This window comes from Pseudanabaena biceps PCC 7429 (assembly GCF_000332215.1).
In the GTDB taxonomy this organism is placed as follows: Bacteria; Cyanobacteriota; Cyanobacteriia; order Pseudanabaenales; family Pseudanabaenaceae; genus Pseudanabaena; species Pseudanabaena biceps.
Map to the genome: position 1 here is coordinate 16,252 of NZ_ALWB01000013.1, position 26,089 is coordinate 42,340.

26 protein-coding genes are annotated in these 26,089 nt (G+C 43.4%); 23 read left to right on the plus strand and 3 right to left on the minus strand.

Features of this window, described 5'->3' with window-relative positions; translation table 11 throughout:
- Positions 1 to 307 precede the first annotated feature (307 nt).
- The 12 genes from PSE7429_RS02880 (at position 308) to PSE7429_RS26190 (ending at position 11,298) form a co-directional block, all read left to right on the plus strand.
- Positions 308 to 1,438, plus strand: coding sequence for an aliphatic sulfonate ABC transporter substrate-binding protein (locus tag PSE7429_RS02880; protein ID WP_009625547.1), 1,131 nt, complete (start codon positions 308 to 310; stop codon positions 1,436 to 1,438).
- Between the two features lie 55 nt (positions 1,439 to 1,493).
- The gene (locus tag PSE7429_RS27510) at positions 1,494 to 1,616 is read left to right on the plus strand and encodes a hypothetical protein (RefSeq protein WP_009625548.1); all 123 of its coding nucleotides are present in this window, start codon (positions 1,494 to 1,496) and stop codon (positions 1,614 to 1,616) included.
- A 24-nt stretch (positions 1,617 to 1,640) separates the two neighbouring features.
- Positions 1,641 to 2,753 carry an aliphatic sulfonate ABC transporter substrate-binding protein gene (locus PSE7429_RS02885; RefSeq protein WP_009625549.1) on the plus strand — a complete coding sequence of 371 codons (1,113 nt, stop codon included), beginning with the start codon at positions 1,641 to 1,643 and terminating at the stop codon, positions 2,751 to 2,753.
- Between the two features lie 3 nt (positions 2,754 to 2,756).
- Positions 2,757 to 3,722, plus strand: a complete 966-nt coding sequence (locus PSE7429_RS02890; RefSeq protein ID WP_009625550.1) for a D-2-hydroxyacid dehydrogenase — start codon at positions 2,757 to 2,759, stop codon at positions 3,720 to 3,722.
- Between the two features lie 132 nt (positions 3,723 to 3,854).
- Positions 3,855 to 5,111: a glutathione S-transferase family protein gene (locus tag PSE7429_RS02895; RefSeq protein WP_009625551.1), complete on the plus strand. Its 1,257-nt coding sequence runs from the start codon at positions 3,855 to 3,857 to the stop codon at positions 5,109 to 5,111.
- 153 nt (positions 5,112 to 5,264) lie between these two features.
- On the plus strand, positions 5,265 to 6,185 hold the full coding sequence (locus PSE7429_RS02900) for a TauD/TfdA dioxygenase family protein (protein WP_009625552.1): 921 nt from the start codon (positions 5,265 to 5,267) through the stop codon (positions 6,183 to 6,185).
- A 4-nt stretch (positions 6,186 to 6,189) separates the two neighbouring features.
- Positions 6,190 to 7,548, plus strand: coding sequence for an LLM class flavin-dependent oxidoreductase (locus PSE7429_RS02905; RefSeq protein WP_040687085.1), 1,359 nt, complete (start codon positions 6,190 to 6,192; stop codon positions 7,546 to 7,548).
- Positions 7,549 to 7,969: 421 nt separating this feature from the next.
- Positions 7,970 to 9,349 (plus strand): MFS transporter, encoded by a 1,380-nt coding sequence (locus PSE7429_RS02910; RefSeq protein WP_009625554.1) that lies wholly within the window; start codon positions 7,970 to 7,972, stop codon positions 9,347 to 9,349.
- 13 nt (positions 9,350 to 9,362) lie between these two features.
- Positions 9,363 to 9,713 (plus strand): DOPA 4,5-dioxygenase family protein, encoded by a 351-nt coding sequence (locus tag PSE7429_RS02915; protein WP_009625555.1) that lies wholly within the window; start codon positions 9,363 to 9,365, stop codon positions 9,711 to 9,713.
- 41 nt (positions 9,714 to 9,754) lie between these two features.
- A complete protein-coding gene (locus tag PSE7429_RS02920) occupies positions 9,755 to 10,555 on the plus strand; it encodes a class I SAM-dependent methyltransferase (RefSeq protein WP_009625556.1) in 801 nt (266 codons plus the stop codon).
- Positions 10,534 to 11,007: a GNAT family N-acetyltransferase gene (locus PSE7429_RS02925; protein WP_009625557.1), complete on the plus strand. Its 474-nt coding sequence runs from the start codon at positions 10,534 to 10,536 to the stop codon at positions 11,005 to 11,007. Before PSE7429_RS02920 ends, PSE7429_RS02925 begins: the two co-directional genes overlap by 22 nt.
- A gap of 135 nt (positions 11,008 to 11,142) precedes the next feature.
- On the plus strand, positions 11,143 to 11,298 hold the full coding sequence (locus tag PSE7429_RS26190; protein WP_158467607.1) for a hypothetical protein: 156 nt from the start codon (positions 11,143 to 11,145) through the stop codon (positions 11,296 to 11,298).
- Between the two features lie 75 nt (positions 11,299 to 11,373).
- On the opposite strand, the gene PSE7429_RS02930 is transcribed toward PSE7429_RS26190, so the two are convergent.
- Together PSE7429_RS02930 and PSE7429_RS02935 are read right to left on the minus strand one after the other, a co-directional pair.
- Positions 11,374 to 11,673 (minus strand): MbtH family protein, encoded by a 300-nt coding sequence (locus tag PSE7429_RS02930; RefSeq protein WP_052017636.1) that lies wholly within the window; start codon positions 11,671 to 11,673, stop codon positions 11,374 to 11,376.
- A 402-nt stretch (positions 11,674 to 12,075) separates the two neighbouring features.
- Positions 12,076 to 12,429, minus strand: coding sequence for a hypothetical protein (locus PSE7429_RS02935; RefSeq protein ID WP_009625559.1), 354 nt, complete (start codon positions 12,427 to 12,429; stop codon positions 12,076 to 12,078).
- 660 nt (positions 12,430 to 13,089) lie between these two features.
- On the opposite strand from PSE7429_RS02935, the gene PSE7429_RS02940 reads away from it, so the two are divergent.
- The 9 genes from PSE7429_RS02940 to PSE7429_RS02980 all read left to right on the plus strand — a co-directional run bounded on the left by PSE7429_RS02940 (position 13,090) and on the right by PSE7429_RS02980 (position 21,386).
- Positions 13,090 to 13,764: a glutathione S-transferase family protein gene (locus PSE7429_RS02940; RefSeq protein ID WP_009625560.1), complete on the plus strand. Its 675-nt coding sequence runs from the start codon at positions 13,090 to 13,092 to the stop codon at positions 13,762 to 13,764.
- Positions 13,765 to 13,826: 62 nt separating this feature from the next.
- The gene (locus PSE7429_RS02945) at positions 13,827 to 14,627 is read left to right on the plus strand and encodes an SDR family oxidoreductase (RefSeq protein WP_009625561.1); all 801 of its coding nucleotides are present in this window, start codon (positions 13,827 to 13,829) and stop codon (positions 14,625 to 14,627) included.
- Between the two features lie 328 nt (positions 14,628 to 14,955).
- Positions 14,956 to 15,495, plus strand: a complete 540-nt coding sequence (locus PSE7429_RS02950) for an OsmC family protein (RefSeq protein ID WP_009625562.1) — start codon at positions 14,956 to 14,958, stop codon at positions 15,493 to 15,495.
- Positions 15,496 to 15,592: 97 nt separating this feature from the next.
- Entirely contained in the window at positions 15,593 to 16,801 is a 1,209-nt protein-coding gene (locus tag PSE7429_RS02955; RefSeq protein WP_009625563.1) for an acyl-CoA dehydrogenase family protein, read from the plus strand.
- A complete protein-coding gene (locus PSE7429_RS02960; protein ID WP_009625564.1) occupies positions 16,794 to 17,630 on the plus strand; it encodes an ABC transporter ATP-binding protein in 837 nt (278 codons plus the stop codon). The genes PSE7429_RS02955 and PSE7429_RS02960 overlap by 8 nt, the downstream gene beginning before the upstream one ends.
- 20 nt (positions 17,631 to 17,650) lie before the next feature.
- On the plus strand, positions 17,651 to 18,922 hold the full coding sequence (locus tag PSE7429_RS02965; RefSeq protein ID WP_009625565.1) for an ABC transporter substrate-binding protein: 1,272 nt from the start codon (positions 17,651 to 17,653) through the stop codon (positions 18,920 to 18,922).
- 134 nt (positions 18,923 to 19,056) lie between these two features.
- Complete coding sequence (locus PSE7429_RS02970; RefSeq protein WP_009625566.1) at positions 19,057 to 19,839, plus strand: ABC transporter permease; 783 nt, start codon at positions 19,057 to 19,059, stop codon at positions 19,837 to 19,839.
- A gap of 134 nt (positions 19,840 to 19,973) precedes the next feature.
- On the plus strand, positions 19,974 to 20,552 hold the full coding sequence (locus PSE7429_RS02975; RefSeq protein ID WP_009625567.1) for a TetR/AcrR family transcriptional regulator: 579 nt from the start codon (positions 19,974 to 19,976) through the stop codon (positions 20,550 to 20,552).
- Positions 20,553 to 20,582: 30 nt separating this feature from the next.
- Positions 20,583 to 21,386 carry a phosphate/phosphite/phosphonate ABC transporter substrate-binding protein gene (locus PSE7429_RS02980; RefSeq protein ID WP_009625568.1) on the plus strand — a complete coding sequence of 268 codons (804 nt, stop codon included), beginning with the start codon at positions 20,583 to 20,585 and terminating at the stop codon, positions 21,384 to 21,386.
- Here the strand turns inward: PSE7429_RS02980 and PSE7429_RS02985 are convergent.
- Positions 21,368 to 22,639 (minus strand): tetratricopeptide repeat protein, encoded by a 1,272-nt coding sequence (locus PSE7429_RS02985; RefSeq protein ID WP_009625569.1) that lies wholly within the window; start codon positions 22,637 to 22,639, stop codon positions 21,368 to 21,370. The two genes, PSE7429_RS02980 and PSE7429_RS02985, sit on opposite strands and share 19 nt — an antisense overlap.
- Positions 22,640 to 23,222: 583 nt before the next feature.
- On the opposite strand from PSE7429_RS02985, the gene cysE reads away from it, so the two are divergent.
- Together cysE and PSE7429_RS02995 are read left to right on the plus strand one after the other, a co-directional pair.
- Entirely contained in the window at positions 23,223 to 24,020 is a 798-nt protein-coding gene (gene cysE, locus PSE7429_RS02990; protein WP_009625570.1) for a serine O-acetyltransferase, read from the plus strand.
- Positions 24,021 to 24,297: 277 nt separating this feature from the next.
- Complete coding sequence (locus PSE7429_RS02995) at positions 24,298 to 26,025, plus strand: iron uptake porin (protein ID WP_009625571.1); 1,728 nt, start codon at positions 24,298 to 24,300, stop codon at positions 26,023 to 26,025.
- The last annotated feature ends 64 nt before the right edge of the window (positions 26,026 to 26,089 follow it).

Below are 26,089 nucleotides of genomic sequence, written 5' to 3' on the forward strand. Positions count from 1 at the left end.
AAGAGTTGATACTTTATATCAACTCTTTTTTGTATTCCATGTAACTTGCTTTTAAGATAAGCATATGTCACCATGATTTAAGTTAACTACGGTATTTACATGTAGTTTAAGTAGATTAAGTCTAAAAACTTATATAAAGATAAAAATGACAAGTTTAATTAAAGATTTTCCTCGACAAAGTTGTTATTGTCGATAGATCAATTGCATTCAATTATTTTCAAGAAAACTTTTAGACAACTCTAATTTTCACAACTAAATTAATTTTATCCGCCTCATAGACAAATCGAAATCGGACATTTATTTATATATGCTTAATGCTTTGAAGGATCGCTATCTCAGTCGTAAATTAGGAAGGCGATCGCTATTATTTTCGGCGGCTTACAGCATCGTCCTATCAACATCTTTACTTGGTTGCGGTTCTAATACTCCCATATCTAATTCGACTACCAATACCTCAAAACCTGCGGATACCAAAACGACTGAAGCTAGCAAACCAACCCCTAGTGGTAGCAAAAAGGTAATTCGGATCATCAGATCTAGAGGGCTTGGAGGCTTGGCTGTACTAGAGAAGAAGGGTACATTAGCTAAGGAATTAGAAAAGATTGGCTATGAAGTCAAATGGCTAGAATTTGCCGCAGGTCCTCAACAGTTAGAAGCAGTCCTCAATGCTAATGGTCTGGATATTGCTTCCACTGCGGCTCATCCTCCTGTATTTGCTCAAGCCGCAGGGGGACCACTGGTATACCTCGCCGCCTCACCCACGAATGGCAAAGGTATATCCCTCTTGGTTCCCAAGGATTCCCCAGCCAAGACCATTGCCGATCTCAAAGGGAAGAAGGTTGCCTTTCAAAAAGCTTCCATTGGGCATTACTTAGCGGTAAGAGCCTTTGAAGATGCAGGACTAACCATTAATGATTTTGAATCCGTCTTTTTGCCTCCTGCCGATGCCGTTACCGCGCTTACACAGGGTAAGATTGACGCTTGGTATATCTGGGAACCTTTTGTTACTAGAGCAGAAATCGCTGGTATTGGGCGTGTCCTCACCGATGGCGAAAAGCTTCAAGATGTTCCTAATTACATTTCCACAAATCGCAAATTCTACGAAGAGAATAAGGAAGCCATTAAAGTTCTCTTTGAAGAAGTTGAAAAAGCTGATGCATGGGTAGGTGCTAATCCTAAGGAAGCCGCAGAGCTTTTAACTGATGTCGCCAAAATTGAAGTGCCAGTTTTGGAGAAAGTCCATACAAAGTATGAATATGGATTGCGTCCAATCACCGAAGAAACGATCAAGAGCCAAGAACGGGTAGCAGAGTTTTGGTTTAAGTACAAGTTGATTCCCAATAAACCCAATGTGCGGGAAGGCTTTCTAAAGCCTGAAGAATATGAGTATTTGCTCCCTAAAAATGTACTTGCTCTCGCAAAAGAGAAGAAGTCTTAGGACTTAATTCAACGCAAATTTAACGCAAATTCACAAATTTATAGGAGATACGTCAATGACTGCTACAGCAATTCCTACCTACGATCCTACATTATTTCAGGGCGCAGCCCCTTACTATGTCCGCTATCGATCGCGCTTTGTATGCATCTGCATTGGTAGCTTGGAAACACTAATCTAAATTTAGGTCTTTAGGATTTCAACTATGACTTCCCCATTGTATTTACCCCGTCGTCGCTTTCTGTCATTAACTGCTCAGGGTTTAACAGGACTATCTACGGCTCTGTTTTTAGGAAGTTGTGGTAGCCAAACGCCAAGTACAACATCCAGTACAACACCTAGCCCCGCAGCTAGCAATAGCCCAAGGAGTACAAGTCCCACTGCGGCAATTGATCTTGGCATCAAAACTAAAGTCTTTCGCGTAGGATATCAATCCGCAGGTGACTTAGTAAGAGCACGAAAAGTTCTTGAAAAACGGCTAGAACCTCTTGGCGTAACTGTGGAATGGGCGCAATTTGCTCAAGGTCCGCAACTAATGGAAGCGATGAATGTTGGAAAGATTGATTTTGGCGCAGTTGGTGAAAGCCCTCCCATTTTTGCTCAAGCCGCAGGAGCCGATATCGTTTATGTAGTTGGCACGAAAAACACCCCTCTGACTGGTCGTGCAAGCGTCATTGCTGTGCCGCCTGAATCGACAATTCAAAAGATCGAAGATATTAAAGGTCAAGAGGTTTATTTTCAAAAGGGTTCTGCTTCCCACTATTTTATCGTCAGAGCTTTACAGGAAGTTGGCTTAACAATTAAAGATATCAAGGTTAAGAGTGCGCCCACAGTAGAAACTAGAGGAGCATTTATTGAAGGAAAAATTCCTGTCTGGGTATCTGGCGACCCTCATTATGCGATCGCTGAAGATTTAGGTCGAATTCGGGTCATCAAAGATGCAGTTGGTTTGGACTCTCCTGGAGCCTATTACGTCGCCCGTAAGCCCTTTGCTTTGGAGAACTTGGGACTACTCAAGGCGGTAATTGAGGAACTGCATGAACTAGATAAATGGTCAGAAGCAAATCGCACAGAAGTTACGGAAATTTACGCAAGGGAGTTAAAGCTTAAATCCAGTGTTGCCGAAAAAGTCATTGGACGGCGTACCTTTGCAGGACGCAGAGGACTGACTCCGCAGTTAATTAAAGAGCAGCAGAGAGTAGCAGATTTATTCTTTGATGAAAAGGTGATTCCCAAGAAAGTTGATATTCAAGGAGCCCTCTTACCTGTGGAAGTCTACGCTGCAATTACACCTCCAGAAATTTTAAAAGAATCTTAGAATATGAAAGCATTACTTCCTAAAGAATTTGCCGATCGCTTAGAACCACATTTAACTAGCGATCGCTATCCCGATCTCGAAAAAGCATGGGTAGACTCAACTGGCAAGATTGAAGGCGATCCTACGGATGCCGAGGTCTATTTTAATTGGTTCTATCTTAAACCTCCGACTCTGCATAAAGTCCTCGATGTTGCCCCAAAAATCCGTTGGCATCAAACCCCTAGTGCTGGGGTAAATCATATTCTCACGCCGAAATATTTAGAGCGCGATATTATCCTCACCAATGGTGCAGGCAATTCTGCAATTCCGATTTCTGAATTCGTGCTGACCTACATTCTCTACCATGCCAAGAAAATCGATACCTTACTAGAGCTACGTCAACAACGTGGCTGGAAGCGTGGGTTTGAGCTACAGCTTGGTGAAATTTATAGGAAAACAATCCTGATTATCGGTGCTGGCAAGATTGGTCAGGCGATCGCTCAACGCGCCAAAGCCTTTGGACTAAAAGTAATCGGTTCGCGTAGTAATCCTCAACCCCTTGAGAATTTCGATTTGATTGTCGGTAAAGATGAATGGCGATCGCTATTGCCTGAAGTCGATTATGTGGTCATAGCCACGCCGCTTACCCCTGAAACCACCAAGCTTTTTGACGAAGCAGCAATTAATGCTTTGCGTCCTGAAGCCTTTGTAATCAACATTGCTAGAGGTGCGATCGTGGATGAGGATGCATTGATTAAGGCTCTCAAGGAAGAAAAAATCGCAGGTGCGGCACTTGATACCTTTACCGTCGAGCCTTTGCCTCAAGAGAGTCCCCTCTGGACTTTGCCGAATGTGTTCATCACACCCCATACTTCCGCTTCTTCACCAAGAGCGATCGATCGCATTGTCAATCTCTTTCTCGATAATCTACAACGCTATCGCACAGGTCAGCCTTTACGAAATGTAGTGGATAAGTCTACAGGATATTGATTGCAAGAGATCCCCCCAGCCCCCCTTGTAAAGGGGGGAGAATTAATTATTATCTTCTTCCCCCTTTACAAGGGGGATTGAGGGGGATCAAGCCTCTCACTAAGCTCTACCATCATTCAAAGGAGCCAATCCATGTCAACTGCAACTGTTATCTCTCCTCCCAATCACCAATTACCAATTACCACTTTTCCTAGTTGGGAATATCTCTTAGAAACTGCCCGTAAATATACCGATGCAAGACGAATTCGTCGCGTTGGTCAACATCCATCTACACAGCCAATTCCTAGCAGTTGGGATAAATTACCCGCCAATGGCATTGCCCCAGTATTACTCTATCGTGACTCAAACTCTTGGTGTCCTTTTTGCGAAAGAGTTTGGTTTGCCCTCGAAGAAAAAGGCATTCCCTTTACAACGGAATTTATCAATCTTAGCGACAAGCCCAAATGGTACACCGATCTCGTACCGACAACCCTAGTACCTGCGGCAAAGATTGAAGGCGAACTGGTTTACGAATCCAAAGATATTCTATTGGCTTTAGAAAAACGTTTTCCTGAAGTGCCTTTACTGCCTAGCGATCCTGAAGAAAGAGCCGTCGCCGATCGCTGGGTTGAAGAATCAGAAACTAACGGATTTCGCGATCTTGCCTATCAGTTATTGCGAAATGCTCCCGAAGATCCACAGAAATTAGAGGAATTAAGAGCGAAGTTTGAAGCGCAACTAGATATTCTCGAAGCCAATCTTGGCAAATATCCCAGCCCCTTCTTTCTTTCGGAATTTAGCATTGTCGATATTCTCTATAGCCCTCACCTCGATCGCTTAGCTGCCAATCTACCCGTTTATCGTGGCTATCACATTAGGGGTAATTCACGATTTCCCAGAATCAATGCTTGGTTTGAGGCGATCGCCCAACGTCCTGCCTACCAACGCTCCGCCTCCGATAACACCACCAACAATTTGCTATTACGCCGCCGCTTTGGGATTGAGCCAATTGGTAATCCTGCTCCTCTTGATATTGATAGAGCCAATCTCTTAGCCAATCGTGCGGAAGCCGCTGAACGTCTGAGCGATAACCACGAATTAGCGATCGCAGATATTCTCAAAAACTCAGGTGTCGCCGCTTTAGCAGTGGACAACAATCTTGATGCAGTTCAAGAAATCGTCGATCGCCATTTGCGATTCCTTGCCAACTATCTGCTCTATGGCAATAGTGAAATCCTCGCTGGTGGCAATACTGGCGGTAAGGAAGGGACTGGCACACCCGAAGCTGCGATCGGGGCGATTACCTTTGCCTACCTTCGTAATCGCCTCTGTGCGCCGCGTGATTTGAGTGCGGGTGCAGCTACGGCGATACGTTTCGCAATAGATAAAGTTTTGGCTTCATTGTATTAAATTGTGCATTCATTTTAAGGCTTTATATCTTTCGCACATATTTCTAATTGATCCCCCCTAACCCCCCTTACGAAAGGGGGGAAAGATTAAAAAAGTCCCCCTTTACAAGGGGGATTTAGGGGGATCGAAACATTTAACCTTTAGGAGAGAAAAATGAGTTCCAAACATTTTGAAATCAAACCCGTTGCAGGGCGCATTGGCGCTAAATTGATTGGTGTTGACCTCAGCAGCAATCTTAGTGATGAAGTCATTGCCGACATTCGCAAAGCCCTTGTATTCTATAAAGTCATCTTCTTCCGCAATCAAAATCTAGATGCCGATGGACAACTAGCCTTTGCCCGTCGCTTTGGTGAAACCACTACCGCTCATCCCACAGTTCCATCACTGGCTAATCAGCCCCATGTTCTCGATCTCGATTACAGCCGAACTGAAAGTCGTGCGAACAATTGGCATACTGATGTCACCTTTGTTGACAGACCACCTCTAGGCTCAGTACTTCGTGCTGTCACTATTCCTCCCATTGGTGGTGATACGGTTTGGGCAAATTCTGTAACCGCCTATCAAGATTTACCTGTTCATTTGCGCGATCTCGCCGATACTCTCTGGGCAGTCCATAGCAATAAGTATGACTATGCTGAAGCTGCGGTAGAACTTTCTGAACAACAGAAAGAATATCGCAAGACTTTCACTTCTACAGTTTATGAAACCCTGCATCCTATTGTGCGTGTGCATCCTGAATCGGGCGAACGTGGTCTATTTATTGGCGGCTTTGTGCGTCAGATTAAGGGACTCTCTCAGACCGAATCCAATGACATTATTCGCTTGTTGCAATCCTATGTTACTCGTCTAGAAAATACCGTGCGTTGGAAATGGAAAGAAGGCGATGTTGCCTTTTGGGATAACCGCGCTACTCAACATTATGCGATCGCTGATTATGGCACTCAACCCCGCCGAGTCCAGCGCGTAACCATTGCTGGCGATCTTCCCGTTAGCATTGATGGCACGCCTAGCCAAGCCGTTAAGGGTGATTCTTCCGCCTATACTCCTGCTCTAGCTGCTGTAGGTGTGGTATAAAACTATGACTGAAAAACGTAAAATAAGACTTGGTGCATTCCTGATGAGTTCAGGACATCATGTGGCAGCTTGGCGCTATCCTGATGCTAATGCTGAAGGTGGTTTAGATTTTAACCACTTCCGTCAAATCGCTCAAGCTGCCGAACGCGGTAAATTTGATACGATCTTCTTTGCTGATGGTGTATCAGTACGCGATCGCGGTCAGGACAAAGACATCATCAGCCGTGCAGGTCACGTCGCGCATTTTGAACCAATCACTCTGCTTTCGGCATTATCTGTCGTTACGGAACATATTGGTTTGATCGCCACGGTTTCCACTACCTATAACGAAACCTATCATCTTGCCCGTAAATTCGCTTCTCTTGATTACCTGAGTGGTGGTCGGGCTGGATGGAATTTGGTGACATCGGCAACCGATAGTGAAGCGAAAAACTTCAATCTGGACAAACATCCTGACCACACGCCACGCTATCAACGCGCTCGCGAATTCGTTGATGTCGTCAAAGGACTATGGGATAGTTGGGAAGATGATGCGTTCATTCGTGACAAGGAATCGGGCATCTTTTTTGATCCAGATAAGTTCCATGTTCCCAATCATAAAGGCGAATATTTCTCCGTACGGGGACCTCTAAATGTGGCGCGTCCCATTCAAGGCTATCCTGTAATCGTGCAAGCAGGTTCATCGGAAGATGGCAAAAACTTGGCTGCGGAAACTGCGGAAGTGATTTTCACGGCGCACCAAACCCTTGCGGATGCTAAAACTTTTTATGCAGATGTGAAGGAACGGGCAGCAAAAATTGGTCGCAATCCCGATCATATTAAAATTATGCCAGGAATCTTTCCTGTGATTGGTCGCACCGAAGAGGAAGCGCAAGAGAAGTTCCAAAAGCTACAGGATGGTATCGATCCTAAAGTTGGTTTGGCTTTGTTGGGTAGTATGTTGGGCAATGTTGATTTGTCGGGATATCCCCTTGATGAACCTCTGCCTGATTTGCCTGAAACAGAGTTACACCAGAGTCGTCAAGATTTGTTGATTAGATTAGCAAGACGGGAAAATCTCACTATCCGTCAACTCTATCAATGGATTGCAGGGGCGAGAGGTCATTATCAACTTGTCGGTACTCCCGAACAGATTGCCGATCATCTTGAGGAATGGTTTGTCAATGATGCTGCTGATGGCTTTAATATCATGCCTCCCTATTTGCCCAGTGGATTAGAAGAGTTTGTGGATCTGGTAATTCCGATCTTGCAAGAGCGCGGGCTGTTCCGCACTGAGTACGAAGGAAAAACTCTTCGTGAAAATCTCGGTTTGCCTCGTCCAACTAATCAATTTGTGGTTGAGAAGGAATTGGTAGCTGCATAATAAATCGAAATTTTACCAAAGGTAAAATTTCGATTTTGAGAATAATACCAATTCACTGAAGTGAGCCAACACTTCAGTGAATTAAAAAACAAGCCCAGTAAGGTTTTGAGATTTCCAAAATAGCGTTGCCATTTTGGGAATTGGTATAACAATGTAGGAGCAATTCATGAATTGCTCCTACATTTTCCATTTTTATTGTTGCATTCGTAGAAGTAGAACATTTGCGTCATTATCTATCAACTCTTGCCACAAAACTTAATTCGCAAATGCTCTACCCTCTTCGCTATTACCAATAAATTGTCCCCGCATTAAATTGTCCCTACGTTTTGAGGTGTTGGGCAAAGCATTCCCAAATTAAGGGCATCTCAAAATTTAGAGATTATGGCGGGAATGCTTTGCCCCTACAGGAGATTCTTTAATTATGAACTTTAGAAACTTTGAACGTACTGGTTTAGAAGATCTCTGGTCGCTCCATTATCCATCGCTATCGCTACTGGACTTCAACCCCAACGAAGAAGATCTAGAGCGCGATCGCAAATTGCCAAACCCCACTTATTCGCCTGATTCAATGTCCCAATCCCATTCTGTCGAGTCTCCTAAGAAAATCTCATCACCAAATTCCGAAGTAATTGAAGAGAACTTCACTAGCGATCGCAACTTGATTTTATTGCTATCGATTGTGAGTGGACTAGCGATCTCTAATGTTTATTACAATCAGCCATTACTAGCCCAAATCGGGCGCAATCTTCAAGTTTCCGAAAGTCAGATTGGCATTGTTCCTGCGGTAACTCAAGTTGGCTATTCCATCGGCTTATTACTACTCGTTCCCCTAGGCGATCGCCTCGAACGGCGTAAATTAATCGTCACCGTTTTGAGCTTGTTAGTCTTCGCAATTATCGGTATCGCCATTTCTCCAAACCTCACCACCCTCACCATCGCCAGCCTCGCTCTCGGTTGTCTCAGCATTGTCGCCCAGTTAATCATCCCCATGGTCGCGCAAATGTCCAGCCCCTTAGATCGCGGGAAAACTCTAGGACTCTTGATGAGCGGCTTATCCTTCAGTCTCGTCTTTGCCCGTACCATCAGTGGCTTTATCGGCGAAACCTTTGGCTGGCGATCAATCTATTGGCTCTCAGCAGGATTAATCGTCACCTTAGCCATTACTGTGCGTGGCAAACTTCCCATTGTGCCTCCCGCTTCCCAATTGTCCTATGTCAAGTTAATGGGAAGTATTTTGCAATTGATTCGCGAGCAACCCATATTACGAGAAGCTTCCCTAAATATCGCTCTTATTTTTGGTTCGTTCAATGCCTTTTGGTCAACGATGATCTTCTTTTTGGAATCAAACTATCATTACGATGGCAAAGTCGCAGGACTATTCGGCTTAGTGGGTATTGTCGGTGCTTTGGTCACACCTTTGATTGGCAGACTTGCCGATGAACATACACCTCGAAAAATCCTCAGTTATGCGATCGCCTTAGCATTAACAGCCTTTACAATTTTAGCGATCGCAGGAACCTATCTTTCAGGTTTAATCATTGGCGTTCTCTTCCTATTCTTAGGGATGCACGCCTCCTTCATTCTCAATCAAATCCGCATTTACAGCCTCGTTCCCAATGCCGAAAGTCGTTTGAATACAGTCTATATGGTGACAAACTATACTGGCGGTGCGATCGGTTCTTTTCTCGGTGCGGTCGGTTGGAGCCTGTGGCAATGGCATGGTGTTTGTGCTGTCGCCATCACCCTGATTGGGCTTGCGGCGATCATTCATTTCAAGATATTCTCATTCTCAAAAGCCTAAATCCAAAAAATTCATGACTGAAACAAACATAATTACTAGCTACCATGCCCATGTCTATTATCATCCTGAAACCCGCGATGCTGCTGAGCAAGTGCGTCAAGAATTAGGCGATCGCTTTGAGGTGCAGTTAGGACGTTGGCACGATCAATTAGTGGGTCCCCATACGCGATCGATGTATCAGGTTGCTTTTGCTAATGACCAATTCGATCGCCTTGTTCCTTGGTTATTGCTGAATCGTCAAGGTTTAGCGGTTTTGCTACATCCCAATACTGGCAATGCGATCGCCGATCACACAGATCATGCGTTATGGCTAGGAGAGAAGCTAGAAGTCAATCTAGAACCATTGCGTCGGGTTAACAATTAATCAGAATCTGATAGCCCCGAAAATAAGGAACTAGCAATTAAATGGCAAAATTCAATTATTACGATCGCATAGCTCAGAACTACGACCAAACACGCTGGTTAACAGAACCAATTGCCGAAGTGGTCGCCGATTTTATGGTGAATTTAGTTGAGGCAAATCCTGACACTTCTTTGTTAGAAGCAGGGGTTGGTACTGGTGTAAATGTTTTACCTTTAGTCAAGCGTGGCTATGCGGTGACAGGAATTGATGTTTCTCAAGAAATGCTCAATCAGTTTCGTCAAAAATTGTCAGAAGTTCCATCAAATCTGAATTTAATCTGCACAGATGCTTCTCAATTAGATTTTCCAGATTGGAGTTTTGATGTAGTTTTAACTGTGCATATGATTCATGCTGTCGCTAATTGGCAAAGGTTTCTTGATGAGATTATTCGCGTGTTAAAACCCAACGGTTTTTATCTCAATGCTCAATGCATTACGCCCCCTGCAAGACTGGAATTTGAGAACTATTTTCGAGCAATCTTGGCAAAGTATGAAGCTCAGGATTCTCAGCCTGAACCTAAGCCAATCGCTAAAATCAACATAGACATAGACCAATATTTCCTCAACAAAGGCTATCAATCCAATTACTTAATAGCGAAAGAATGGAAAGTTAGTAATACAGTTAGAGAACTATTAAGTTTCTTTAAATTACGAGCCTATGGATTCTGTTGGCGCGTATCCGAAGAGATTTTTGAACAGGCGATCGCTGAATTTGAAAATTTTTGCATCAAGCAATATGGCTCTCTAGACATAGAATTATCATCAACAGCCAAATTTGAAATATGGGCATACCAAAGACTTTAACGCAACCTCTTATTCGTGCTTATCAAGATGCCGATCTCGATGCGATCGCTCAACTTTGGTACAACACTTGGCATGAGACTTTCCCCAATTTACAACATCCGCATCCCTACCCTGAATGGAGAGAACTACTGCTCACAAAACTGATTCCACAGGGCAGTACTTGGATCGCCGAAGTTGAGCAACAAATTGCGGGATTTATGCTGATCTTTCCTGAAAAGAGCTATATCGATCAGCTATTTGTCGATCGCCGTTATCAGAGTCATGGCATTGGTGCACAATTTCTTGATCATGCAAAATCATTACATCCTCAAGGATTAAGGCTCTATACACTTAGGGAAAATACTAGAGCCAGAGTTTTTTATGAACGCAATGGCTTTATTGCTAGTGAGTTATCAGTTAATACCTTTAACGGTCAACCCAATGTTGAATATATTTGGAAACCTAGGCAATAACAACATAACTAGGCGATCGCTAAGGTTCGCGAGAAATCAGGAGAAATTTCTCTGTCCCGTCAAAATTTACACCCAGTCTAATGACCACCTCTTTTGCAATCGCATACAGTCTCGTAGATAAAGGTTTATAAGGCAATGTTGGGTTTCGTCACCTCAACCCAACCTACAAGATCGGCGATCGCACTCAAACCAACCTATCTTGACAAGGCATTAATTGGGGAAAGTTTGAAAGCGATCGCGATCGCGATTTGGATATGCCCTACGAGACAGTTAGAAAATATGCCCAGATAGCCCGAAATGTGATCAGTTCTTTGGAAACATAATCAAGTTTTGAGACTTGCGATAGGTTAACAATCTCAAAAACCCTTAATTTTGCGAGAGATCTGATTGATTTTTAGCTAACTCTTCCATCTTTTTGCGTAGGCTCAAGGGACGCATATCTGTCCATACTTGCTTAATGTATTCAAGAACTTCTTGCTTGGTTCCAGTTTTGCCAGCATCTCGCCAGCCAGAAGGGTTTTCTCTATGAGCAGGCCAGATCGAGTATTGTTCTTCGTAATTGACAACAACTTTATAAATTGTGTTATTCTCAGAACCATCGCTATAAGCAATAATGGCGTGGGAAATGTGAACTGAATCGTTCGATGATTTCAAAAGTGCTGCCATTGAAGAGGAGGTATTGCCAAGGTCTAAACCGAGGAATAAGCCGAGCATTAACATTGAGGTAAGACAGGTGGTAAGGAATCTCTTTGTTAGTGTTTTCATGGTGTTCATAGGTCTGTTTTTAATAGGTTTATTCTTAGAATTTTAACCTAACCGTATCAAATCAAGATCAAAACTAGGTGTATTCTAAGTGCGATCGCAGATCTTGTAGGTTGGGTTGCGTTCCTTAACCCAACCATGAGAAATGATAACCTCATTGTCGAGTCACTGCAATCTCTCTCTCTGACGAAGTCTGACGAAGTGAGAACTCCGATTTTATTAGCGAGGAAATATTAAGGTAAGGAATAAAGGCAATGTTGGCTTTCGTCACCTCAACCCAAACTACAATATTGGCGATCGCACTAATTACCTAGACACACGAATAGGAATTACGTCTACAACTCCAACAGGGCGAATTTCGCTGTATCCCCCGTAAATACTCCGAAGCAATACACCCGTATTAGCTATTCCAAAAACTCCCCCAGAATTAGGATTGCCATTGTATCTATGCCACTGTCCTCCAAAACGGGGCGAACATCCGCTTCCTGTACCCGAACGTTTAGGATCGGGGATGTAATAGTATTCTGGAACTCCACGTTTACCTTGCCTTGAATCATTAACACCGCAAACTTCTTGAGCTTGCAATTTTTGAGGTGCTAGGCAAATACTAATCGGTAAAGCAAAACTGAAGCCAACAATAATTAACTGTTTGATTTTCATGACAACTACTCAAATTAAGCAGGTTAACTATGTATTAGACGGAAAATTTCTATCTAATCACTCTATAAGAATAAACTATACAGAAAAATTCTGCCTAAGAGCGTGTTTGAGAAGTCTCCTATCTAACATAAATTTCTGCTTCCCCCCCTTAATCCCCCCTTTTTAAAGGGGAGAAACTTGAATCCTCCCCCTTTTAAGGGGGAGTTAGAGGGGGTAAAAAACTTCTCAAACACGCTCTAAGAGCCTATTTTGGGGTTAATTAGACAGGGATTTTCCATCTAATTATCTAAATAGGCAGATTAGCCAGAATTTTTTAGACAATATTCATTTAGGGAAAAGCAAAAAATATTTTTATTTACATATATCAACGCGATCGATTGGTTGCACATTACATTAAAAATAGAATCAGAAAGAATCGGAAATAGGAAAACCATAAAACTGTATATGGCGATCGCCTCAGCAAATAGAACTTTTGGGAAGATTTATTAGCAAAATCAGCCCGATACAAAAAAACTTTGTATGCAAACAAATCTTTGTTATTCAGGAGACATCATTAGGGAAAACCTATATGTAATAATCATTACATATAATCTACGGTAATTCGACAAATTAACCGTAGTATGCCTGTATAAGACATTTACAATACGCTAAGAATCCTCCATGACTGCATTACATCTTTATTTTGCCAAAGCCTCTACCTTTGCTCAGCGCACTCGCGTAGTTCTACTAGAAAAAGGAATTGAATTCACTTCAACTGACGTTGATTTCCAGAATAAATCCGCAGAATTTCTCAAGGTTTCTCGCTATGGTAAAGTCCCTGCTATTGTCCATAACGGTTTTGAAATCTATGAATCGGCAATCATCAATGAATATTTAGAAGAAGTATTCCCCGAACCTGCTCTCTTACCTAAAGATGCTGGTCAAAAGGCGATCGCGAGAATTTGGATTGATTACGCCAACAATCGCTTTGTCCCAGCCTTTGTGAAATTATTGCGCGGTAAAACCGTAGAAGAGCAAGAGCAAGGACGAAGAGAATTTATCGAAGCTTTGCTTTTCATCGAACAAGAAGGTTTTGGTAAATTCTCAGGGAATGGCGATTACTTCTTTGGCGAGCAGTTGAGCTTAGTTGATATCAGCTTCTATCCTTGGTTTGAGCGCTTACCAGTCATCGAGCATTTCCGCAAATTTGAACTTCCCGCCGAAACTCCTCGCATTCAAAAATGGTGGGCAGCTTTACGCGATCGCGAGTCTATTAAAGCAGTTGCTAATTCTAAGGAATTCTATCTAGAGAGATTTGCCAAAGTTCTCGGCGAACCTCTTCCTACTGGTAAATAATCATTGCCCTCACCCTTCTCCCGCAGGAGAGGGGAACAAGAATATTATTAGGAATATCAACCATGAGCTTAGAATTACATCTCACTGGTAAAACGGCGATCGTCACTGGCGGTAGTGCAGGTATCGGATTAGCTACAGCAAAGGGACTATTTAAAGAAGGTGTGAATGTGGCGATCGCCGCCCGTAATCCTGAAAAGCTGGACAAAGCAGTTCAGGAAATTAGCGCACTTTCCAATGCTGGCAATAAAGTCATCGCGATCGCGGCTGACATCAGCCAAGCCGAAGGTGTTGATAAAGTCGTCGCCACTACACTCGAAACCTTTGGACAAATCGATATCTTGATCAACAATGCAGGTTCCGCTAAAGCGGGAAATTTACTAGACATCGGTGATGATGTGTTTTTAGATGCGTGGAATCTCAAATTACTGGGATATATCCGCCTTGTGAGAGCCGTAATTCCCGACCAAATTAAGCGCCGTGATGGTCGAATCGTCAATATCATCGGTGGAACAGGTCGAACTGCTCGTCCGAATTTTCTCCCTGGTGGTACAACCAATGCGGCTTTGCTCAACTTTACCCGTGGCATTTCTAAGGAACTAGCTCAGCATAATATTCGCATCAATGCCATCTCCCCCGGCTTGACGGAAACAGATCGTGCGAAGGATCTCGCTGAACAGCACGCAAAACTCGCTAATATTTCCGTTGAAGAATATAGAGCGCAAGCTGTGAAGTTAATTCCTTTAGGTCGAATCGCCCAACCAGAGGATATTGCGAACTTGGCTTTATTCCTAGTATCAGATTTAGCTGCTTCGATTACTGGTACAGAAATTCTAGTTGATGGTGGACAAACATCAGGAGTTTAGTCATCAAGTAAAAAGTAGGGAAATACTACACTTCCTTACTTTTTATACCAATTCCCAGAAGTGTAGTTACACTTCTGGGAATTAAAACCCAAACCCAGCAAGGTTTTTTAATTCTAAAAATGGCGTAGCCATTTTTAGAATTGGTATTACTCGATGGTTGATCTTTTCTAGAATCCATGTTAGCTTAAACCTCATAAGCCAATCGACTTACCGTAGTTTCATTAAAGTCCCATTATTTTTAATGGTTTTAGGCTAACAGTAGGTAGATTAGTTTTTTAATTTTTCTTAAATTAGATAGATTGTTCTATTTAGATACCACTTAAAATTTATGACTGAAACCTTAACTATCACTCAAAATGTCCTACGCCCAGTCAGCAAGACAGGCTTAGAAAATTTGGCAGCAAATGCGAAAGCAAATCCAAATGTCATTAAATCGATCAAGGTTAAAACCGTTTGTGAAGGTCAATTTCGCAATTTAACCTATGTGCGTGACTTGCCCGAACATGTGATCGATGAACCACCTAGCTTACTTGGTCAAGATACTGCCCCTAATCCTTCGGAAGCTGTGTTAGCGGCGCTAGGATCTTGTTTGTCAGTAGGCATTCATGCCAATGCGATCGTGCGCGGAATTACTCTAACTAAATTAGAATTGGAACTCGAAGGTGATATTAATATCACGGGAGTTTGGGGTATTGGCGATCTTAGCGAAAAGCGCTTGGGCTTTACCGATATCCGTGCCAAGGTGAATCTAGAAGGCAACGTTAGTCGTGCTGAATTAGAAGATTTGGTTGCCCATTCTAATCTCTGGTCGCCAGTTGCCAATACGCTTCGTAATCCCGTAAATCTTGATGTAGCTCTAGCTGAATAGAACTTACTATTAAGAACTTGCTATTAAGAACTTGCTGCCAAGAATTTTCTGTCGATCGCCATATTCCATCCTAACTTCTTTGCTAAATATTTGACCTATGCAGGCTACTTTACCGCTAGCGTTTGAAAAGGTTTCCAGTCCACCTAGCTTTCCCGAAAGCATAGCCCCTAGTCCTTTGCTTACGAAACTGCAAGCAATCATCACCCAAGAACTTGCACCACTGGTACAGCGTATCGATCAAGAAGGATTATATCCTCGCGAGTTTATGCAGCACGTCGGTGCGTTGCAGGGATTTGGGCAGGCTGTTTCGACTGAGTTTGGAGGAACAGGGCATGGATTGAAATCCGCAATTCAAGTCATTGAGGCTATTTCCGCAGAATGTCTATGTACAGGATTTATGGCTTGGTGTCAGATCGCCTGTACTTGGTATATGCAGAATAGTGATAATTCCTATTTGCAGACGCAGGTTCTACCACTAGTAGCGAAGGGAGAAATATTGGGTGGTACAGGGCTATCAAATCCGATGAAACACTTTGCGGATATTGAGAAGATTGCACTGAATGCCGAACGAAAATCGGGTGGTTATGTTCTCAATGGGCTATTGCCTTGGGTTTCTAATATTGGCTCTGGGCATCCCTTTGGCATTGCGGCGAAGTTAGCCGATCGCGATGGTTATTTAATGGCGATCGCTTCCGATCAATTCGATGGATTAACGCTCCGACAGAATGCCCACTTCATTGCTTTAGAAGGCAGTGGGACGTTTAGCTGTCATTTCAACGATGTATTTATTCCCGATGAATGGATTTTAGCAGAACCCTGCGAAGACTATGTAAATAGAATTCGTCCAGCCTTTATTTTGACGCAGGTGGGTATGGGCTTGGGTTTAATTGCTGACTGCATCACTATGATTGAACGCTATCAATCGCGATTAGGTCATGTGAATGCTTTTCTGGATGATCAAGCTGAGGATTTGGCTGCCGAATTAGCGATCGCCCGTCGTCAGACCTATGATTTGGCAGATGAGCTAAGTCAGCCCAATGTAAAGATTACGCCTGATCTACTAAGGGAAGTAATCAAGATCAGAATTGCAGGTTCGGAACTATCATTAAAAGCCGCCAATGCTGCCATGCTCCATGCAGGTGCGAGGGCATATCTGCATGGTTCTCGTCCTGCGAGACGATTGCGGGAAGCTTATTTTGTAGCGATCGTCACCCCTGCGATTAAACAACTGAAAAAGATGTTGCATCGTTTGGAGCAAGGAAATTTACAAGTTGCTGGCAAATTGCTGGAGATGCCCTATGAGTAATATATTCACTGCATCATTAAGTAATGGAACATTGAGTAATGGAAATTTAACAGGTTCCGATCTGCCACTTCTCTCAGTTCAGAATTTGCATAAGCAATATCAGACGCGGCGTGCTTCCCTAACTGCCTTTGCCGATATTAGCTTAAACGTGGGACTGGGCGAGGTGGTCTGTTTACTAGGAGCCAGTGGTTGCGGTAAGTCATCACTACTAGCAGCGATCGCAGGTTTACAGCAAGCTGATCGCGGTGAAATTTACTTACAAGGCGATCGCTTACAGAGCAGTCATCCGCAAGTGGGCATGGTTTTTCAAGATCCTTGTCTCCTGCCTTGGCTGAATGTAGCTCAAAATATTGCCTTTGGGCTAAAGCTGAAGCAGATGCCCAAGTTGACGAAACCTGAGCTAAGAAACCGTATTTCCGAAGCGATCGCTCAAGTGGGTTTGCAAGGTTTTGAGCGCAGTTATCCCCATCAACTTTCAGGAGGCATGGCGCAAAGGGTTTCTCTAGCGAGAACTTTAGCCCGTCGTCCTCAATTACTGCTACTTGATGAACCCTTCAGCGCCCTTGATGCGATTACCCGCCTCGATATGCAGAATTTGCTGCTGCAAATCATTTCCCAGCAACAAACAACGGTGCTGATGGTAACCCATGACATTGATGAAGCTCTTTTAGTAGGCGACCGGGTGTTATTGATGGCGCATCACCATATCCATCAGGAATGGTCGATTACTCAACCAAAGCCTCGTGTACAACAGGCGCATCTCCTCTCAGAAATTCGCTTCGAGATTTTAGAATCCCTATCCACAGTAATGGGTAGCCCATATTTGTAACTTTCATAGGAGATTTAACAATGACTTGGAATAATATTTGTGATTGCTGTGGCATGAGTCGGCGTGATTTTTTGAAACTGACAGGTTTATTTTCTACTTCCATGGGAGTAACCTTAGCCACAGGAGGCTGTCAGTCTAATCTAACTTCCACAGCTTCCAGTAGTTCTACGCCCACTTCTAGCAAAGTTGCTACCAGTCCTACCAATGCTAGCGGAAGCGATCAACCCGTCAAGATTGGCTATTTACCGATTACCGATGCTTCGCCTTTACTGATTGCCCATGCGCGTAAACTCTATGAAGCAGAAGGCTTAACCGTAGAACAACCTCGCCTATTCCGCTCTTGGGCGCAAGTAGTGGAAGCATTCCTTGCCCGTCAGGTGAATGTAATTCATGTCCTCTCACCAATTCCCATATCCCTACGTTATGGACGTAAATTCCCTACTAAAGTCGTGGCTTGGAATCATACCAATGGTTCGGCACTGACCGTCTTACCAGAAATCGAAACCGTCAAGAATTTGGGCGGACGCACCATTGCTGTTCCCTTTTGGTATTCCATTCATAACGTGGTATTGCAACAGGTATTGAAAAAAGAAGGATTGAAAATTACGCGCAAAGCACAGGATACAGCGATCGCTGATGATGAAGTAAATCTCGTAGTATTGCCACCCTCAGACATGGTGTCGGCTCTAGCAAATAAGTCTATCGGCGGTTATATCGTTGCTGAGCCATTTAATGCGGCAGCCGAAAATCTGAAAACTGGTAAAATACTGCGATTTACGGGAGACGTATGGCAAGATCATGCTTGCTGCGTAGTAGCGCTCCATGAGGAAGATACGACCCAAAAGAAAGAATGGTCGCAAAAAGTAGTCAATGCGATCGTGAAGGCACAACTTTGGATTCGGGATAATCGTGAAGAAACCGCCCAGGTTTTATCGAAGGAAGGAACTGGCAAATATACGCCCCATCCATTGCCTGCCCTCAAGCGTACCCTCACCTATTACGACAAAGAAGTCTATGGCAAACAAGGCGCAATTAAACATCCCGACTGGAACAATAATCGCATCGATTTCCAGCCCTATCCCTTCCCATCCTATACGGAAGAACTAGTGCGCTTGCTGAAGGAAACGCAAGTGGAAGGAGATGTTGCCTTTTTGCAAAATCTCGATCCCAAGGAAGTTGCAAAGGATCTAATCGATGATTCCTTCGTAAAAAATGCACTTCAACAGGTCGGCGGATTAAAAGCTTTCGGACTAAAAGAAGATTTCTCGCGTTTGGAAACGATTTCTATTTAGAAACGATTTAAGAATTACTTTCTGGGTTCAAAAGCTCTAAGAGATCCCCCCCAGCCCCCCTTGCAAAGGGGGGCTGGGGGGGATCTAGACAATCTCTGCATAGATTCCTAGATTCTCCCCCCTTTTTTCTTCCTATGACTTCCACTATCCAACTCACAAAATCCGCATCGTGGATTAAATTACCTTTGCCTCTCTTGGGTTTAGCGATCGCATCCCTAATCTGGTGGCTATGGACAACTCCACTCTGGCATAGCGATCCAACCCTCGCTGATTTCTCCCCCGAACGCACCTTTGCCGCCCTAGTCCTCCTATTCAGCAAAGGAACAATCATTCCCCACATTCTCACCAGTCTACGGCGGGTATTTGTGGGATTGACTGTAGCGATCGCTATTGGCGTACCGTTAGGAATCTTAGTGGGTGTATCCCGCCCCTTAGAAGAAACCACCTCCGCCCTATTCCAATTTATTCGGATGATTTCGCCATTATCTTGGATGCCTGTGGCGGTCATGGTTTTAGGTATTGGCGATCTGCCTGTATATTTCCTGCTATCGATCGCGGCGGTATGGCCCCTTGTATTAAACGCTTCTGCAGGGGTACTTGCAGTTAATCAGCGCTGGTTGCTCCTCTCCCAAAGTCTTTGTGCCACAAGATGGGAAACTCTAACGCAGATCATTATTCCTGCGATTATTCCCCATTTGTTAACGGGAGTACGTTTAGCGATCGGGATTATCTGGTTGGTGCTGGTTCCTGCGGAAATGCTAGGAGTGAGTGCAGGTTTGGGCTATTACATTCTTGATACTCGCGATCGCCTATCCTATTCAGAACTAGTTGCCGTCATCTTAATTATTGGACTAATTGGCTATGCCCTAGATAGTGTGCTACGGTTTGCTTATCAGCAATGGACGCATCGCAACTAAAATATCCAATCCCCATCAATCCTCCTTGTAAAGGGGGAAGAAGAAAATTCTCCCCCCTTTACAAGGGGGGCAGGGGGGGATCTAAACTTTGTCTATTGCTAGCCACTTAACTCTATAGAAAAATCTTGTATTTTATGGTGAATCTAAAACGTACCCGTGAAGATGTTCTTTATAACGTAATTGATTTAGTTCACCGCCAAGGCTTTCACTCCACTGGATTGAAGGAATTACTCTCCAGTAGCGGCGTTTCATCGGGGAGCTTCTATAATTACTTTCATTCCAAGGATGAGTTAGGTCACGCTCTGATTGACTTTAAGTGGCATAAACTCAAATCGGCACTATTTGGAATTCCACAGCCCGATGCGATCGCCCAACTTTTTGCCATGATTGACCAACTCGAAAAAATCCACCAAGCCGAACAACCCTGTGCAGGTTGTTTTCTTGGTAATCTCATCGTGGAATTAGTGGAACATGATGCTAGCTTTCGTCCGCATTTAATCAAAGTATTTGATGAATGGCAGCAGGAAATTGCACGATTACTCCATGCGGGTAGTTCACAGCTTAAACCGAAAGTTGATCCCGATCGCTTAGCGCAACAACTACTCAGTGCGATCGAGGGAGCATTACTTTTGGGACGTTTATATAATAATCCTGAACGTTTACAGCATTATCTTGATGGCTGCCGTGATCTATTAACAGCATCACTGCGATAATGATTTTGTGAAATGATTTTGTGAAAATCCATGATTCTGAAAGCCATTTCTTATCTATCACCGAATCTATTTTGGTATTACCAAGCGATTACCGAGGCTATTGCACGCAACTGTGGTCTGACCATAGAACTAATAGAAGCAACAACCGATCCACTGGATGACCAATTATTACAGAATGATCAATGGGATCTCATATTTATCTGCGGACTGCCCCTAATTCGTCATAATCGCCGAGTAGTAAAACCATTGCAGTTATTAGCTGCGCCAGTGATGTTAGGCGATCGCTATGAAAATCAGCCCATTTACTTTGCCGACATTGTTGTGAATGCAGCTAGTAATTTTAAGCGGTTTGAGGATTTGGCAGGAACAAGATTTTGTTATAACGATCAGGGTTCTAACAGTGGATACAATCTGTTACGTTATCGCTTATTACAACACTTACATCACAAAGAAACATCTTATTTTAGTCATGTTCGACAATCTGGTTCCCATCAGCGATCGCTTCAGTGGATTGCTAATGGATTAGCTGACTGTGCTGCTATTGATAGCGTGGTGATGGAGGCAGAGCTACGCCAATTCCCGGAATTAAGACAATCCTTCCGAATTATTGAATCAATGCGATCGCCAATACCTCCGATCGCTGTATCATCACGCTTAGAGCCCAGTTTAATCGCACAGTTGCAAAATACTTTATTCAATCCCGATTCAGATCTACAGGCAGTCATGGCAATGGCTCAAGTAAAGCGCTATGCAAAAGTAACAGCACAGGATTATGAACCTATTGCTGTTACTTTTGATGCAGCTATGCAGTTAGGCTATGAAGCGATCGCTTGAGAATGGTGATAGCGCGAGTAGCGATCCTGCTGGATCAAGGCTTCTCGATGGGCATCCTCATAAATCTGCACAAATAGCTTTCTTTGCGTATTACTACCACCCACCTCATGCAAGCGATGTAGCAAGGGCTTTAATTCTTTAGTAGTTTTTTTCCAGTCATAGAGCGCATAGGCAATAAGTCCCCTAGCCGCAGGTAGAGCCACTTCTTGCCAAGTCTTTTGTAAGTAGGGTTGGACTCTATGGGCATAGGCTTCCATGCTAAAGAGCATTTCTCTTGCAAAGTCAAGACGATTAGCACGAGCAAGAGCATAGATATAGTGCAAATCTTGAAATGGAAGTGCATGTTCATGGAGGCGATCGCGTAAATAAGGAGCAATTTGTTGCCAACGCTCAACAACATCAATTCCTAATAGCTCTAAACGCAGCAATAGAGAAATCGCTCCTACTTGATCCTTGGGAGTCGATTTACGCGCCTTACCCCAAATATGATGATCATAAATGGATAAAACCCGATTAATCTCACCTCGTGATAGATAGAAGAGTGCAATATGCCACCAATTATGGGTATAGAGCATCGAATTACAATTTTCCCAAGTATCAGCAAAACTTTCCATCCATTCAATGCCCTCTTGATAACGTCCGCGAGTTTCCATCACATGGGCAACGGCATGTTGTGCCCAAGGATCATAGCGATTGATATCTAAAGCAAATCTGGCAAGGCGTTCTGCTTCATCAAGGCGATCGCTTTGTTCTAGCCCAAAAGCAAGCATTCCCATTAAATAATGATTACCCGCATTGGCATTGAGTACGCTACCAGCAATGCAAGTTAAACCCGATTTGTCACCCATATAAAAGTAATGATATTGTCCCTGCTGCACAGCTAACAGATCTTGAGGATAGCGAGTAACTATTTCTTCGCAATAGGCGATCGCCCGATCTATTTTTTTCTGGGCCCATGCTTCCGTTGCTAAAAAATGTAATCTTTCGCGTTCGTTGGCATTTGCAATATTATTTCTAGCTTGTTCTAAATAGGGAATTGCTTGCTGAGCATCACTCGCATTTTCTTGAGTGAGATAATAAGCTGCCGCAAATGTATTTGCCAAAACAGATTGCGAATCTGCGGCTACTGCTGTCAAGATGCTCGACTCAGCTTGATTGCCATAGCATAAGCACTGTTCTGTATATTGATTAATCGCCGCGATCGCTATTTCAGAAACAGTGGTTATATCAAGTCCTTGAGCATCTTTGAACATAATTATTGTCAACCTCTAAGGTTGAAGTCACGATTAAATGTAATTACCAAAACAATCTACGGTATTTTGCCGTGTTTGCAGTAGATTAGGGTAAGTCAATAATGAAAGTCAAGTAATGTAGAAGACATAAGCAAATTTGCGACAAATCATCACTTATCATCACTTATATAGCTATATTCACTTAAGTCAGGACATCAAACCCAATAGAGAGTTGCGGCGCGAAGCGCCGCAACTCTCTATTGGGTTTGATTTTTGTCCTAACATTACGGACTATAGCTATACCAATTCACTGAAGTGAGCCAACACTTCAGTGAATTAAAAAACAAACCCAACAAGGTTTTGAGATTTCCAAAATGGTGACATCATTTTGGAAATTGGTATTACTCTGTCGGCAACCCCTGAATTTTGTTTGTAATGAATTAGAAAGTATTGTATCGTATTAAATACGGTATCTTGGTAGGGATACCGTATTTAATATTTTAGTTTACTAAATACTCCTTAAACGATTGCCATCCAGCCTTTGCTCCCAGCCTGCATAGCCATATCGTTCACTGCTATTACCTACCTGCAATTAACTAAATTTATGTGGAATACCCTTGTCACTGACTTTCAAGTTATCTTTGAACGCGATCCTGCGGCTCGTAACTGGTTGGAGGTTTTTCTCTGTTATCCTGGTTGGCACGCCCTAGTTTTTCATCGGATCGCCCATAGCTTCCAACAGATCAAAATTCCCTTCTTGCCACGCTTGATCTCTAATCTTGCCCGTCTGTTTACAGGAGTTGAAATCCATCCCAGCGCTCAAATTGGTAGAGGCGTATTTATCGATCATGGCATGGGTGTAGTCATCGGCGAGACGGCAATCATCGGTGATTATGTCACGATTTATCAAGGGGTTACCCTCGGTGGCACAGGAAAAGAAACAGGAAAAAGACATCCCACGCTCGGTCGCGAGATTGTCGTAGGAGCAGGGGCAAAAATCTTAGGAAATATATCCATTGGCGATCGAGTCAATATTGGAGCTGGCTCAATTGTGTTACGAGATGTCCCCGATGACTGCACGGTTGTGGGCATTCCCGCGAGAATCGTACGCCATCGCGGTCAATCTATCAAAGATACAGAACAGCAAACTAATCGCGAACATTTGCCCGATCCTGAAGCAGAGGCAATTAAAGCTTTATTTGAAAGGATTAAATCCTTAGAAGATGAAATTGATCGAATTAGACATAGCACCGCTGTTTACGAACCTCTAAGTACATCAATGCGCTTATCCGAAGTATCTCACGCCAATTCTCATATTAATCTCCAAGATTTAGAACGACATAACTCTATTTACTCCTCAAACTATCTCATTCAAGAATTTCTTGATGGAGCAGGGATTTAATAGAAATATCCTGTCAGGTTGATTATGAATGTGGGAGTTGATCATCAAAAAAGATAACTAATGTCTCACAGTATACTTACATCCACATTATCTTTCTTGCTACTGTTAGTTTACAGCGCTTTGCGCTCAAACTTGAACCAAAAAATTTTTTGAAAGTGCTGCATTGCAATACTTTCAAAAAATTTCTTGTCGTTCGTTTGATCGGAAATTGCTGCAAGTTAAGGGCTAATTGCTCCAGTGTGAGGAACAAAAAATTTATATGTCGAAACTGAACAGAATGAACGCGAGAAAATTATTTTTTCTCGCTCCAAAAGTAATTACTGCGAGTTTTGCTGCGTCTACTTTTCTGTGTGGTAGTGCCAATGCTGAGACAAAATCTATTGCCAATCAACGCGCTCCACTAAGCGATCGCATTGTGTCAGATGCAGATATAGTAGGCTCTACGAGCAATCCTAACCTAGTTGAAAGGGGACAATTGTACCCCAATACATATCCCTATACATACCCCTATACATTGTCCCAAAATGTCACTTCAGTATCTCAACTTAGCGATGTTCGTTCGACAGACTGGGCTTTTGTCTCATTGCAATCTTTAGTAGAACGTTATGGTGTAATCGCGGGCTATCCCGATCGCACTTTTCGCGGTAAGCAATCCCTTTCCCGCTATGAATTTGCGGCAGGGCTCAACTCGGCTCTAGACAAAATCAATGAAATCATTTCCGCAGGTTTAGCTGATAAGGTAAGTAAAGAAGACCTTGCAACCCTACAAAAACTGCAAACTGAGTTTGCCGCTGAACTCGCCACACTGCGCGGTCGCGTTGATGCCCTTGATGCCAAAACCGTAAAGTTAGAAGCACAACAATTCTCTACGACAACTAAGTTACGTGGAGAAGCAATCTTCAGTCTTGCCGCTGCTTCTGATGGTAGCAATGTTCCTGTGGGTAGCGATCGCACCAATACCGTGTTCAGCTATCGGGCTCGACTCAATCTCGACACTAGTTTTACGGGCAAAGATTTATTGAGAACTCGCCTGCAAGCCAGTAATACTCAAAATTTGATTGCTCCTGCCTTAGCCAGTGGTAATACTACTCGTCTCTCCTTTGATACGGGTGGTACTGCCAACCAGTTCGATCTAAATCGTTTGTATTATCGCTTCCCGATTGGCGATAACTTTACTGCCTATGTTGCGCCAATTGGACAGACAGAGGATATTATCGATCAGCTCAATCCTCTCACCAATGACGGTCAAGGAACAGTTTCTCGGTTTGGTCGGTTGAGTCCATTATTGCGAATTGGCAGTGGTGGCAGTACTAATGCTGATGGTTCGACAGGAAGTGTGGCGGTTTTAGGGTTTGATTGGAAAATCTCACCTCAGGGAAACTTACAAGTTGCCTATTCCGCCAATAATGCTTCCGCCGCTTCAGCAGGCGGTGCGGGTGGTTTGTTTGGGGGATCGACTGTGGCGATCGCTCAATTGGTATGGAAGCCAAGCGAAGCCCTAAAATTAGGAATTGCCTATGCTAATAGCTATCACCAAACCGCTAGCCTCAACTCTGGACTCAATCAGGATTCAATTACTGGTGGCACAATCACTGGTACGAGAGCAAATACGGTTGTGGGTAGTCTTGTTTGGGATATTACCAACAAGATTACTTTCAACACATGGGGTTCTTACGTCTTTGCTGATGCTGTGGGCTCTGCTGGTTCGACTACTTTTACAAGTTGGGCGACTGCATTGTCATTCAAAGATGTATTTAATGAAGGCGATCTTGCTGCGATTATTTTCGGTCAACCTCTCTACAAAAATAGTGTAAGCGGCACGGCAACTAAAGGTGTAATTGCGGCTAATGATGCTACTCCTTACCATTTGGAAGCTCTCTATCGTTTCCGCGTTACTAAGAATATTAGTATTACTCCCGCAGTGTATTTTGTATTTAATCCTAACAGTGATAAAACTAATGGTACTGCCACAGTCGGTATAATTCGTACTACCTTCACTTTCTAAGTAGTTCTGCATAATTAAAAAACAAAACCTAGAAGAGCGTACCGCCCGCTACGCGGGCGGTACG